This window comes from Pseudonocardia adelaidensis (assembly GCF_039543345.1).
Taxonomy (GTDB): domain Bacteria; phylum Actinomycetota; class Actinomycetes; order Mycobacteriales; family Pseudonocardiaceae; genus Pseudonocardia; species Pseudonocardia adelaidensis.
This window is the reverse complement of sequence record NZ_BAABJO010000024.1, coordinates 58,503-70,816: the sequence shown is the minus strand read 5'-3', so window position 1 is coordinate 70,816 and position 12,314 is coordinate 58,503. Positions and strand designations below refer to the sequence as shown.

General features: G+C 74.5%; 12 protein-coding genes. 5 read left to right on the top strand and 7 right to left on the bottom strand.

Annotated elements, in window-relative coordinates; genetic code table 11:
- Positions 1-19: 19 nt before the first annotated feature.
- Complete coding sequence (locus ABEA81_RS27710; protein ID WP_345608690.1) at positions 20-778, top strand: ABC transporter permease; 759 nt, start codon at positions 20-22, stop codon at positions 776-778.
- Here ABEA81_RS27710 and ABEA81_RS27705 read toward each other — a convergent pair.
- Genes ABEA81_RS27705 through ABEA81_RS27695 form a run of 3 tightly spaced genes read right to left on the bottom strand, consistent with a single transcriptional unit; the run spans position 762 to position 3,216 of the window.
- Positions 762-1,571 carry a PIG-L family deacetylase gene (locus ABEA81_RS27705; RefSeq protein ID WP_345608688.1) on the bottom strand — a complete coding sequence of 270 codons (810 nt, stop codon included), beginning with the start codon at positions 1,569-1,571 and terminating at the stop codon, positions 762-764. The two genes, ABEA81_RS27710 and ABEA81_RS27705, sit on opposite strands and share 17 nt — an antisense overlap.
- Positions 1,572-1,625: 54 nt before the next feature.
- Complete coding sequence (locus tag ABEA81_RS27700) at positions 1,626-2,438, bottom strand: TIGR03619 family F420-dependent LLM class oxidoreductase (protein ID WP_345608686.1); 813 nt, start codon at positions 2,436-2,438, stop codon at positions 1,626-1,628.
- 4 nt (positions 2,439-2,442) lie between these two features.
- Entirely contained in the window at positions 2,443-3,216 is a 774-nt protein-coding gene (locus ABEA81_RS27695; RefSeq protein WP_345608684.1) for an alpha/beta fold hydrolase, read from the bottom strand.
- 59 nt (positions 3,217-3,275) lie between these two features.
- Between ABEA81_RS27695 and ABEA81_RS27690 the strand changes: the two genes are divergently transcribed.
- Positions 3,276-3,623: a MerR family transcriptional regulator gene (locus ABEA81_RS27690; RefSeq protein ID WP_345608682.1), complete on the top strand. Its 348-nt coding sequence runs from the start codon at positions 3,276-3,278 to the stop codon at positions 3,621-3,623.
- A 76-nt stretch (positions 3,624-3,699) separates the two neighbouring features.
- Here the strand turns inward: ABEA81_RS27690 and ABEA81_RS27685 are convergent, their stop codons facing one another.
- On the bottom strand, positions 3,700-5,556 hold the full coding sequence (locus ABEA81_RS27685; RefSeq protein WP_345608680.1) for a serine/threonine-protein kinase: 1,857 nt from the start codon (positions 5,554-5,556) through the stop codon (positions 3,700-3,702).
- Positions 5,557-5,653: 97 nt separating this feature from the next.
- Between ABEA81_RS27685 and ABEA81_RS27680 the strand changes: the two genes are divergently transcribed.
- Positions 5,654-6,868: a hypothetical protein gene (locus ABEA81_RS27680; protein WP_345608678.1), complete on the top strand. Its 1,215-nt coding sequence runs from the start codon at positions 5,654-5,656 to the stop codon at positions 6,866-6,868.
- Positions 6,865-7,734, top strand: a complete 870-nt coding sequence (gene ehuB, locus ABEA81_RS27675) for an ectoine/hydroxyectoine ABC transporter substrate-binding protein EhuB (RefSeq protein WP_345608675.1) — start codon at positions 6,865-6,867, stop codon at positions 7,732-7,734. The genes ABEA81_RS27680 and ehuB overlap by 4 nt, the downstream gene beginning before the upstream one ends.
- Here ehuB and ABEA81_RS27670 read toward each other — a convergent pair.
- Positions 7,731-8,303 (bottom strand): TetR/AcrR family transcriptional regulator, encoded by a 573-nt coding sequence (locus ABEA81_RS27670; protein WP_345608673.1) that lies wholly within the window; start codon positions 8,301-8,303, stop codon positions 7,731-7,733. The two genes, ehuB and ABEA81_RS27670, sit on opposite strands and share 4 nt — an antisense overlap.
- Positions 8,304-8,409: 106 nt before the next feature.
- Between ABEA81_RS27670 and ABEA81_RS27665 the strand changes: the two genes are divergently transcribed.
- Positions 8,410-9,291 carry an LLM class flavin-dependent oxidoreductase gene (locus tag ABEA81_RS27665; protein ID WP_345608671.1) on the top strand — a complete coding sequence of 294 codons (882 nt, stop codon included), beginning with the start codon at positions 8,410-8,412 and terminating at the stop codon, positions 9,289-9,291.
- Positions 9,292-9,299: 8 nt separating this feature from the next.
- On the opposite strand, the gene ABEA81_RS27660 is transcribed toward ABEA81_RS27665, so the two are convergent.
- Entirely contained in the window at positions 9,300-11,189 is a 1,890-nt protein-coding gene (locus ABEA81_RS27660) for an AAA family ATPase (protein ID WP_345608669.1), read from the bottom strand.
- Positions 11,170-12,291, bottom strand: coding sequence for an NDMA-dependent alcohol dehydrogenase (locus tag ABEA81_RS27655; protein ID WP_345608667.1), 1,122 nt, complete (start codon positions 12,289-12,291; stop codon positions 11,170-11,172). The genes ABEA81_RS27660 and ABEA81_RS27655 overlap by 20 nt, the downstream gene beginning before the upstream one ends.
- Between the last annotated feature and the right edge of the window lie 23 nt (positions 12,292-12,314).

The window sequence follows — 12,314 nt, the reverse complement described above, 5'->3', positions numbered from 1 at the left end:
CAGCCGCGATGATTCCGGCATGGGCTCCACCACGGTCGTACTCGGGCCCGCGCTCGCCGTCGCGGGCGTGCTCGCGGTGGGGCTCGCCGCCGCACTCGCGGCGGTGACGCACCTGGGGACCAGCCGCTCCACACTCATCGCCGGTGCGCGTGCGGTGCTGCAGCTCGGCGCGGTGTCGCTGCTGATCGGCGCGATCGTCGGCTCGGTGCTGTTCAGCGCGGGGTTCGTGCTGGTGATGGTGGCCGTGGCGGCGTGGACGGCAGCGCGCCGGATCACGCCGCACCGCAGCGGATGGTGGGCCGTGCTGCCGATCGCAGTGGCCCCGCTGCCGGTCACGGCCGTTCTCGTGCTCGCGGGCGTCGTGCCTCCCGTCGGGGTCGCGGTGATCCCGATGGCGGGCATCCTCATCGGGGGCACGATGACCGCCACGTCGCTGGCGGGCCGCCGCGTCCTCGACGAGCTGGAGACCCGCCGCGGCGAGGTGGAGGCCGCGCTGTCGCTCGGGTTCCTGCCCCGCGACGCCGCGCTGGAGATCGCCCGGCCGAGCGTGGGCCAGGCGCTGATGCCGGCGATCGACCAGACCCGCACGGTCGGGCTCGTCACGCTGCCCGGCGCGTTCGTCGGCATGCTGCTGGGCGGCGCCACGCCGGTGCAGGCCGGCGCCGTGCAGGTGCTCGTGCTGGTGCTCCTGCTGGCCGTCGAGACGGTGGCGGTGGCGCTGATGCTCGAGCTGGCGTGCCGCGGGCTGGTGCGCCGCTCCGCTACCGCAGTGGTGTGAACAGCTCCTCGAACAGCTCCGGCGCCGCCGCCGGGCTGGGCACCGGGTCGATGATGTAGAACTCCGTGCCCATCCCCAGCGCGAACACCGGGTCGGGCATCGCGAGCAGGAAGTGCTCGGGCGACATCTGGCTCGCGTGCGCCCGCATGGACGCCCGCTTCTGGTCCACGAAGTCGACGGCGTCGACGCGGTGGGTGATCTCCGCCTCCGGCTTGCCGAACGTCGGCTCGTCGAAGCTCGGGGGCTGCCAGCCCTCCGGCATCTCGCCGGACTCGGCCATGCCGCGCATCCCGCGGATCATCCAGTCGCGGTTGATCGTGTGCTGGGCCACCACCGGGACGGCCGCCAGCTCGGCGGCTCGCGTGCCAACCCGGTGCACCTGGATGTGGTCGGGGTGGCCGTAGCCGCCGTTGTCGTCGTACACGGTGAGGATGTCCGGCTCCTCCTCGTCGAGGATGAGCGCGAGGCGGCGCGCGGCGTGCTCGACGTCGGCCTGCCAGAAGCAGTACGGGGCCGCGTTGCTCGGCTCGCCCATCATCCCGGAGTCGGTGTAGCCGAGGAACTCCACGCGCTTCGCCCCGATCGCCGCCGCCGAGGCGTAGCACTCGGCGGACCGGCGCACGGGCAGCTGCTCACCCGGCTCCAGCACGCCGGGAACGGGCTCGCCGAGCTCCCCGCGGGTGGCGAAGACCAGGACGACCCGGTGGCCGGCGGCGGCCGCCCTGGCGAGGGTGCCCGCGGTGCCGATCGACTCGTCGTCGGGGTGCGCATGGAAGGAGACGATGGTTCCCACGCCAGGAACCCTACGCAGCCGTCGTGGAAGGTCCCCCCGCACCACGACCGGCCATCACGGACCGGCCGCAGCCGCCGCGAACTCCGCCATCCGGTCCGCGGCACCGTCGGCTCCGCCGAACCAGACGGCCACGGCGTCGGCGCCCGCCTCGGCGAGGGCACCGGCCTCGTCGACGGTGCGCTTCAGCTCGTCGGCACCGCCGGTCCAGGCCAGCCGGGTGCCGAGCCGCGGCAGGCGCTCGGACAGCTCGCGCAGCCGCACGGCGCACCGCGCGAACCCACCCGCGTCGATGTTGACCCCCTGCCACTCGTCGGCCAGCGCCGCGGCCCGGCGCAGCGCCGCCGCACTCGTCCCACCGACCATGATCGGTACCGGCCCGGTGGGCACCGGCGCGAACACACCCTGCTCCACGCGGTGGAACCGGCCGCGGAACGCGCCCCCGTCGCGGAACAGGTGGCGCAGGAGCGCGATGTCCTCGTCGGTGCGGGCGCCGCGGGTGCCGAAGTCGGCGCCCACGGCGGCGAACTCCGCGCGGTCCCAGCCCACCCCGACCCCGAGCACCGCCCGGCCGCCGGAGAGCCGGTCCAGCGTGGCCACCTGCTTCGCGACGACGAACGGGCTGCGCAACGGCAGCACCAGCACGGACGTGCCGAGCCGGATGGCCGACGTACGGGCCGCGATGTGCGCGAGCGTCACGAGCGGCTCGTACACGCCGCCGTACGTGGTGCCGTAGGGCGCGGGCGGGAGCAGGTGGTCGGGCAGGTAGAGGGTGCGATAACCGAGCCGCTCGGCCGTCGCCGCGAGCTCCGCGAGCGCGCCGGGCGCCATGTCGGGCGACTCGTCGGGAAGCACCACCTCGAGATCCACGGGGTCACCCGACCCGGGTCAGGAGCGAGCGGATCGCGGCCAGCCACTCGTCGCGGGCCTCCGCGGCGACGTCGTGCCCGGCGGGGACCTCGACCAGCTCGGCGCCCGGGATCCCGGCGGCGAGCTGCCGGGAGTGCTCCGGGGCGACGAGGCCGTCCTCGGCGGTCGCGACCACGAGCGTGGGCACGTGGATCCGCGGCAGGTCGGCCCGGATGTCGGCGCCGGCAACGAGGTCGACGTGCTCCGGGGTGCCCGCGGGGACGAAGTCGGCGAGCGCGGCGACAGCCGTCTCGACGTCGGCGGGGGCCAGCCCGTTCAGGCGGGTGGCGCCCGTACCGACGAGGGTCAGGAACCGCGCGAGCAGCACGCGGTCACCCGCCGCGAGCAGGTCCCGCCAGACCCGCACCGCGAGCCGGATCCGGTTGTCGGGGAACGCGAAGCCCGCCGTGAGCACCAGCCCGGTCACCCGCTCCGGGTGCCGGGCCGCGATCCGCACCGCCACCGCGGTGCCGAGCGAGTAGCCCAGCACCGCGAACCGGTCGACGCCGGCGTCGACGGCCGTGCGGACGAGCGAGTCGGCCACGTCGTCGAGGACGAGCGGCACGCGGCTGCGCGGCGTGTCACCCGATCCCGGGTAGTCGGGACCGACGACGGTGTGGGTGGTCGCGAGGTCGTCGAGGATCGGGCCGTAGTTGCCCGCCACGCTGCCGCCGGCACCGTGGGCCAGCAGGATCCCGGGGCCGGAGCCCCTGACGAGATGCGCGAAATGTTCGGCCATGTGCTCGACGTTGCCGTTTGACACCGGTGTCAGGGCCAACCACTCGTGGGGGAGATCACGTGCTGATCGGGGAGCTCGCGCAGCGCACGGGAGTGAGCCAGCGGTCGCTGCGCTACTACGAGCAGCAGGGGCTGCTGTGCGCCGACCGCGACGTGCACGGCTACCGGCGCTACGGTCCCGAGTCCGTACGCACGGTGGCCCGGATCCGGGCCCTGCTCGCAGCGGGCCTGTCGACCGACGTGATCCGCGACGTCCTGCCGTGCGTCGCCGGCGGCGGCGACCCGATCGAGCTGGACCTCTGCCCCGACCTCGTGCGCACGATCCGGCGCGAGCTCGCGACGCTGGACGCCCGGATCGGAGAGCTGCAGTGCAGCCGCAGCGCGCTGGCCGGCTTCCTGCCCGGCTAGTGGCCCCGGGGCCGGTGTCCCGCGAGCCGAGGCTGGTGCCCGATCGCCGCGAGCCGCCCACGATCAACGTCAGGCTCTAGCTCGGCGGGGGCAGGCGGCCTGCCGCCGCCGTGGCGAGGGTTGTCGCGGTCCGGCAGAGCTCCTCGCCGCTGCCGGAGCCCCAGTACGTCACCCAGACCGACTCGATCCGGTTGCTGCCGCCTGCGGTGTACGAGCGCTGCACGAACTGCACCCAGCAGTTCCCCGGCCGCGCGAGCACGGTGCCGGGGTGGCCGGCGAAGTCGGCGGGCGCGCCGTCGGCCTCGCCGAGGGGGTAGCCGCGGTAGTACGTCACCACCACGCTCTCGTTGCTGGTGAAGGAGTTCCAGTTGCAGCCCCAGTCACCGAAGCGCGACCGCGGCGGCGTGGCGTCGGCCATGGCGGAGGCGATCTCCGGCCCGGTCAGCAGGCCGCACGCCGGGATGCCGGCGAGCGGGCTGGTGGCGCCGAGCGGTTGCCGCCTGCCGATGCCCCGGTTCACCAGCCGCGAGAGCGTGGCGGCCTGCCCGGCCTCGGCGATCGCGCAGAGGTCCGCCGCGCGGGGCGGGTCGTCGTAGCTCACGGCGGACACCAGCACGGTGTTGCCGTCGGACAGCCGGATGCGGTGCTCGCACGTGTCCTCGGCGAGCGGGAAACGCACGACGGTGTAGCCGGACTCCTCGGACGGGGTGCCGCCGCCGATCAACGCGGCCTCGGTCTGGTTCTCGAACGCAACGGTGAACCCGACCGCGCCTCCGTCGGGCCGCACGATGTCGGCGCGGCAGCCGACGAACGAGACGTTGTCCGGGTCGAGGGTGGTGGTGCCGAAGCGCTTCACCGACTCGATGTCCAGCAGCGAGCACGGGTCCGCGGTGGCGGGATCCGCGATGGTCGCGGTCGTCGGCGTGCTCTGCGGGGTCGCACCGGGCCCGGCGACGACGACGGCGACGACCACGCCGGCCGCCACGGCGAGGGCGGCGGCCACGGCTGCCCCGGCGCGCAACCCGCGCAGGGACCGTGCCGCCGGCGGCGTTGCGGTGGGCACGGCGGCGAACCCGTCGGGAGCGCGGCCGTCGGCGATCGCGCGGAGCGCGTCGTGAGCCTGCGCCGCCGTGGGGCGGGCCGCTGGGTCGTCGGCCGTGAGGTGGCGCAGCACCTCGGTGAGCGGCCCGGCGCGCTGGGGCACGGGCGCTCCGCCACGCCCGATCCGCGCCAGCAACGCGAGGACGTTGCTCGAGCCCACGCCGAACGGCGGGTGCCCCTCCACGGCGGCGTACAGCGTGGCGCCGAGCGAGTAGACGTCGCTGCGGGGGTCGGTGCCCTCGCCGCGGGCGGTCTCCGGTGCGAAGTACGCCGGAGTTCCGGTGACCACGTGCGTCGCGGTGAGCGCGGGCGCCGCCGCGGTGTGGGCGATGCCGAAGTCGGTGAGCTTGACGACGGGTCCCGCGGCCGAGGGCCGGGACAGCAGCACGTTGTCCGGCTTGACGTCGCGGTGCACGATCCCGGCGGCGTGCGCGGCGGCCAGCGCGCCGGCCACGTCGGCCCCGATCGCGGCGACCTCGAGGGGCGGCAGCGTGCCGCGTTCGGCGAGCACGCTGCCCAGGCTGCGCGACGGCAGGAACTCCAGCACCAGCCACGGCTCGTCGTGCTCCAGCACGACGTCGAAGATCGAGACGATGTGGGGGTGGTGCAGGGCGGCCGCGATGCGTGCCTCGCGCATCGTCCGCTCGCGGGCGAGCGCGATGTCGGCGGCGGGCTGATCGGCGAGCCGCACCTGCTTCAGCGCCACCTCGCGGCCGAGCAGCTCGTCGCCCGCGCGCCAGACGGCGCCCATTCCACCGCGGCCGACGAGCTCGCGCAGCCGGTAGCGGCCGGCCACGACGGCGACCGGAGCACCGTCCGGTATCCCGGTCATCGGCTCCCCCCAGATGAGATCGAACGGAGGATAGAGCAGCCGCCCGGGCGGCCTGTCGGGTCGATCTTCGCTACTCTCCGCAGTCCGGGGGTGAGACGTGGGGGCCACATTCGGGTGGCGGCGCGTGCTGTTGGGCAGCGCCACGCCACAGCGGCTCGAACGGCTGCGCGCCGCGCTCGTCGTCGCCTGCCTCGCCACGGCGGTCGTCAGCGCGCTGGCGGGCTGGGCGCGAGCCGACGCGGTGGGCACGGGGGGCACGCAGGTGGCTGCGGCCGACACCGACGCCGGCCAGCTCTACCGTTCGCTGAACGAGGCCGAGGCCATGGCGATCAGCGGGTTCACCGGTGCGCAGCCACCGCCTGCCGGCGTCGTGGCCCGCTACGACGACCACATCGCCCGGGCCACGCAGCGCCTGACCCACGCCTCGAGCCTGCTGCCCCCGGGCGGACGGGACGCCGCGCTGATCGAGCGGATGGCGAGCCTGCTCCCCCGCTACACGGCCCAGGTGCAGGAGGCGACCACGCTGCGGTCCGAGGGCTCGCCGGTGCGGGACTCCCGGGCGCGGGAGATCCTCACCGACGCGTCGGACCTCATGCGCACCACGATCCTGCCCGCGGCCGACGCGCTGCGGCGCGCCCAGGACGGGGCGCTCACCGACAACTACCGACGGGCGGGCGAGTTCCCGGCCGCCGTCCTGCTCGTCGGGGCGGCCACGCTGCTCGGCGTCGGCTACGCCGGTTTCCGCGAGCTGCGCCGCACGAACCGGGTCGTCAACCCCGGGCTCGCCGTCGCCGGCCTGCTGCTGGTCGGCGTGCTCGGGTGGTGGTCGATCGCCACGGCCCTCGCGAGCGACCGGCTCGACGCGGCGAGCGGGCACAACGCCGTGGCCACGGCCCTGGACGAGGCCCGCATCACCGCACTGCAGGCCCGCGCCTCCGAGAGCAGCGGTGACAGCAGGGAGTTCGTCGCGCGGTGGGAGTCGGTGTCCGGTCCCGGCGGGCTGCTCGACACGGCTGCCGGGCAGGCCACGGGCGAGACCACGACGGCAGGCATCGCCGGGATCAGGGCCGCCGCCACCGACTGGCGGCTCGCGGTGTCCCAGGCGGATCCGGAGGCGTCCCGGAGCGCGTTCGACCGGCTCGGTGCGGCGCTGGCGGACGTGATCGGCACCGAGCGCACCGCCCTCGCAGGCGACGTCCGCGGCGCCGACGCCGCGCTCGGCGGAACGGCGGGCACGCCGGCCGTGCTCGCGGTGCTGGCCGCGGCGTCCGCGGCCTTCGGGATCGGCAGGCGCATCAAGGAGTACCGATGACGTGGTCCCGTCGCGACTTCCTGCGTCGAGGCGTCGCACTGGGCGGCGGCGCGCTCGTCGCCGGCTGCGCCACGCCGGGGGGCTCGACGCTCGACCTCGCCCGCGAGGCCGGGATCATCACCCTCGGCATCGCCAACGAGGCGCCCTACGGCTTCACCGGCCCGGACGGCCGCGTCACCGGCGAGGCGGTCGAGGTGGCCCGTGCCGTGTTCGCCGCGTTCGACATCCCCGAGATCCGGCCGGTCACCGTCGACTTCGGCGAGCTCGTCCCCGGTCTCACCCTGGCCCGGCAGTTCGACCTGATCGCGGCCGGGATGTTCGTCACGCCGGAGCGCTGCGCGAGCGTCGCCTTCTCGGTGCCGGACTACACGGCCCCGACCGCGTTCCTCGTGCCGGCGGGCAACCCGCAGGGCGTCGGGACCTTCGACGACGTCCGCGACCGCGCCCTCCGCCTCGCGGTGCTCGGCGGGGCGGTGGAGTACCGCTACGCGCTGGACAGCGGCATCCCCGACCCGCAGATCCAGCAGCTCGCGGACCAGCAGGCGCTGCTGCTGGCCGTCGCGGACGGGCGCGCCGACTGCGCCGCCCTCACGAACATCTCCCTCAAGAACGCCCTGGCCGGCGCGCCGGGCTCCCCCGTCGAGGTCACGCCCGGCTCCTTCCCGGTGGTCGGCGGGCGCACGGTCGTCTCGGCGGGGGCGTTCGCGGCCCGCCCCGGCGACGACGACCTGCTCGACGCCGTGAACACGCAGCTGCGCGCGATGCAGGGGTCCGGGGAGTGGCTGCGCATCGCCCAGCCCTTCGGGTTCGGTCCGGACAACATCCCCGGCCCGGACGTCACCACCGACGGTCTCTGCGGCTCCTAGGTCCGCAGCCCCGCAACGAGGAGATCGACCAGCCGTCGCGGGTCGTAGCGGGGATCGCTGCCCGCGCCGATGCAGAGGTTCCCGACGCCGCGCATCAGCTCCAGGGCGGTGAGGTCGGACCGGATCTCGCCGGACGCGACCGCCGCGTCGAGCAGCCGGGTGCACACGGGCACGAGGCGGTCCAGGAAATAGGTGTGCAGCCGGTCGAACCCGGCGTTGTCCGGCTGCAGCACCGCGGCGAGCCCGTGCTTGGTGACCAGGAAGTCGACGAAGATGCTGATCCAGCTCGCCAGTGCGGCGTAAGGGGTCGCACTGCTCGCCAGCAGCGCCGGTCCGGCCTCGGCACACGCCTCGACCTGGTGCCGGAAGACGGCGATGATCAGATCCGCCCGCGTCGGGAAGTGGCGGTAGATCGTGCCCATCCCGACGCCCGCCTCGGCCGCGATGTCACGCACCGGCGCGTCCACCCCTTTGGCGACGAAGACCGCGGCGGCGGCGTCGAGCAGGGCCTTCTCGTTGCGCCGCGCGTCGGCCCGCTTGGGCCGCACCGCGCCGCTGTCGTTCCCCACGCAGCAGCTCCCTCCTTGCTAACCGGAACATTGCTCCGTATCGTTAGCGGAGCACTGTTCCGCTTCCCATGGTGCCAGGGCGGACCCGACGAAGGAGCAACGACCCATGCCGAACACCGCCCCACCCCGGTTCGGGATCATGACCGCGCCCATGCAGGTCGACTACCAGGACATCCTGCGCGTCTGGCGCGAGGCCGACACGATCCCGGAGATCGAGCACGCATGGCTGTTCGACCACCTCATGCCGATCGCGGGCGACCCGGACGGCCCGATCCACGAGGGCTGGACCCTGCTCTCCGCCCTCGCCGCGCAGACCCGGCGGCTGCGCCTCGGCCTCCTCGTCACCAGCAACCGGTTCCGGCCGCCCGCGATGCTGGCCAAGATCGCCGCGACCGTCGACGTCGTCTCCGGTGGGCGGCTGGAGTTCGGCATCGGCGCCGGTTCCCTGCCCAGCCACCCGCTCGCCCGGCGCGAGTACGACGGGCACGGCCTGCCCTACCACGACGCCGCCCAGGCGGTGGAGGCCCTCGCCGAGGCGTGCACCGTGATCCGGCGGCTGTGGACCGAAGACGAACCGTTCGACTTCCACGGCGACCACGTCCGGCTGACCGGCGCGTTCGGCAACCCCAAGCCCGTCCAGCGGCCGCATCCGCCGATCATGATCGGCGGGCGTGCTTCCCGGACGCTGCGCGTGGTGGCCGAGCACGCCGACCTGTGGAACTTCCCGATGCACGGCACCGAGATCGACGACGCCGCCCGCCGCAGCACGCTGCTGGACCGCTACTGCGCCGAGATCGGCCGCGACCCCGCCTCGATCACCCGTTCCATCCCCCTGTCGGTCTCCTACGACCAGCCCGGCAGCACGCAGGACGCGGTCGGCCGGGCGATCGACGCGGGCTTCCGGCACATCGTCCTGGTCCTGCCGGCGCCCTACCCGGCCGACGTCGCACACTGGGTCGCCGACAAGCTCATCAGCACGTACTACTGACGCACGTCCTACTGGGCGAGCACGCGTGTCAGGGCCGGGCCGACCTCGGCCAGCCGGCGCACCGTCTGGGCCCGCCCGCCCCGGCGGGCCGCGAGCGCGGCCGCGGCCGCCTCGGCATCCGCCCCTCCGAGCGGGACGAGCACCTGCAGCCGGTCGATGCCGCCCAGCGCGGCGGCCGGGTCGTCGCCCGCGGTGTGGATGCAGTCCGAGAGCAGGACGACCAGCCGGTGGTCGACCGGTGCGCCCGCGAGCTGCGCCGCGGCGTCGCGCAGCCCGGCCGCGAGGTCGGTGGTGCCGTGGCCGCGCAGCGCGACGAGGTCGGACAGCAGGTCCTCCGGCGGGCGCCGCACGCCGTGGGCCTGCAGCACCCGCACGCCCGAGCCGAAGGCGACCACGGCGGGGACGAGCCCGTCCCCCGCGGCCAGCACGACACCCGCCGCCGCCACGGCGGCCAGTGCCACCGCCTGCCCCTGCATCGAGCCGGACACGTCGACAGCGAGCGCCACCGCCCGTCGCGACGCCGTCCAGCCGCGGGTGACGACGTCCTCCGCGCGGGGCCGGCGCGTGGGACCGGGTTCCCAGGCGTCGAGGGTGCGGTCCAGGTCGAGGTCGCCGTCGCCGCGGGGAACCGGGGCGAGCCGGCGCGTGCCGCGGGCGCGAGCCGGACCGACGCGGCCCAGGCGCAGGAACACACGTCCCGCGAGCTGCCGGGCGGCGGCGCGCAGCCCCTCGTCGGTGGCGACGGCGAGGTCGGCGAGCATGGCCGCCGCGGACTCGGGGTCGCGGGCGAGCAGCGCGTCGACCGCGACGGCGTCGAGCGCGCCCACCTCCGGCGAGACGTCGGCGAACGCCGCGTGCTGCGCCGCGAGCTGGGCCCGGCCCTGGGTGCGGCCCGCGCGGTCGCGCCCGGCGCGCGACCGCGGCCGGAAGCCCGCCGGCGCGGCCGGCGGGCCCTCAGCTTTTCCCCGGCCGTCCGGCGGTTCGTCGGCGTCGGTGGGCCACAGCACGTCGAGGAGCTCGTCGATCACGGACTCCGGCGTGCGGTCCACGCCGTCGGCGACCCGGATCCGGCCCGACAGCGCGGCGTACGCGGCGTCGCGACCGGTCTCGCGCTCCGGCTCGGCCTCGCCGCGCAGCTCGGCGAGGCCCGTGAGCACGAGCGCCATGTCGATCGCGCCGCGCACCGAGGAACCCATCCGCACGTCGCGATGGGTGCGGGTGGCCCGGGCCATCCCGACGGCCAGCTCGACGACCTGGCCGTTCAGGCCCGTCACCGCGTTCGTGATCGCCCGCTCGGCCTGCTCGTCCTGGTAGCCGAGGACCACCCGGCACATCCGGTCCGCGATCGCCTGGCTCACCCGCGCCGTGCCGATCGCGTCGAACGGGTTCATCGCCGCGATCAGCCGGAACTCGGGGCCGGCCCGCACGGCGCCCAGCCTCGGCACCGCGATCTCACCCTCGGCGAGCACGGTGATCAGGACGTTCAGCGTCTCCTCCGGGACGCGGTTGAGCTCCTCCAGGTAGAGCAGTCCACCGCGCGGAGGCTGGCCGGAGCGCGCATCAGCGCTGCCGCGCATGGCGGTGAGCAGCGGCCCGTCGACGAAGCTCGCCGGGTGGTAGCCCTCGGCGAGCACCTGCGCCGGGTCGAACTGCCCGACGAGCCGGGCCGGCGTCAGCTCGGCATTGCCCTCGACGAACACGACGGCCCGCCCGTTCTTCCGGGCGATCGACCGCAGCAGCGTCGACTTGCCGGTGCCGGGCGGCCCCTCGATGACCACGTGCCGGCCGGTCGCGAGCGCGACGGTGAGGACCTCGCGCTCGCGACGCAGCCCGACCGGTGCGACCTCAGTGCTGATGTTCGCTCCGCCGGCGCTGCGCTCAATAGACGATGACGCCACGGATGTTCTTGCCGTCGTGCATGTCCTGGTAGCCCTGCGCGATCTCGTCGAGCGAGTAGGTCTTGGTGATCAGCTCGTCGAGCTTGAGCACGCCCTCGCGGTAGAGCTGCAGCTGGCGCAGGATGTCCCAGTTCGGGTTGGACATGCCGAACATGGCCCCCTGCAGCCGCTTCTGGAACAGGGTCAGCTCGGAGATCGCGATCGGGAGGTTCGCCTCGGTCATGTCGCCCAACCCGGTCACCACGGCGGTCCCCGCCTTCCGGATAGCCCCGAAGGCCTGCGCGACGTGCTCCGGCTTGGTGACGCCGACGGTGACGATCGCGGAGTCGGCCCCCTGCCCGTTGGTGAACTGCCTGGCGAGCTCGGTGGCCTCGTCCATGGACTCCACCGCTTGCGTGGCGCCCAGCTCCTGCGCCTTCTCGCGCTTGAACGCCACGGGGTCGACCGCGATGATGTTGGACGCCCCGGCGTGGGCCGCGCCCTGCACGGCGTTGATGCCGATCCCGCCGATGCCCATGACGATCACGGTGTGACCGGGCTCCACCTGCGCGGCGTTGACCGCGGAGCCCCACCCGGTGCCGACGCCGCATCCCACCAGGCACGCCTTGTCCAGGGGGATGTCGTCGGGGACCTTCACCGCGGAGTCCGCGGACACCGTGGTGGTCTGCAGGAACGTCGAGATGCCGCACATCTGGCCCACGGGCTGGCCGCCGTCGGCGAGCTTGAGCCGGAAGTCGGTGGGGTCGCCCCAGCGCGCCCCGGACAGCAGGGTGGCACCGAGGTCGCAGAGGTTCTGCATGCCCGACGCACACCAGCGGCAGTGCCCGCAGGACGGCAGGAACGAGAAGACGACGTGGTCGCCCTCCTTGAGGCCCTTGCTGTTGACCGCCGCCTTCGTGATGATGCCGGCGCCCTCGTGACCACCCGCGAACGGGTAGATGCCCGGCTTCATGTCCCCGGTGGCCATGTGGTCGTCGGAGTGGCACAGGCCCGACGCCACCATCTGGACCTGGACCTCGTTCTCACGCGGGTCGTCGACCTCGAGGTCCACGACCTCGTACTTGCCCGGTGCCTGCCGGATGATGGCGCCACGGGTCTGCATCGCTGATCTCCTTCGATGAGCGG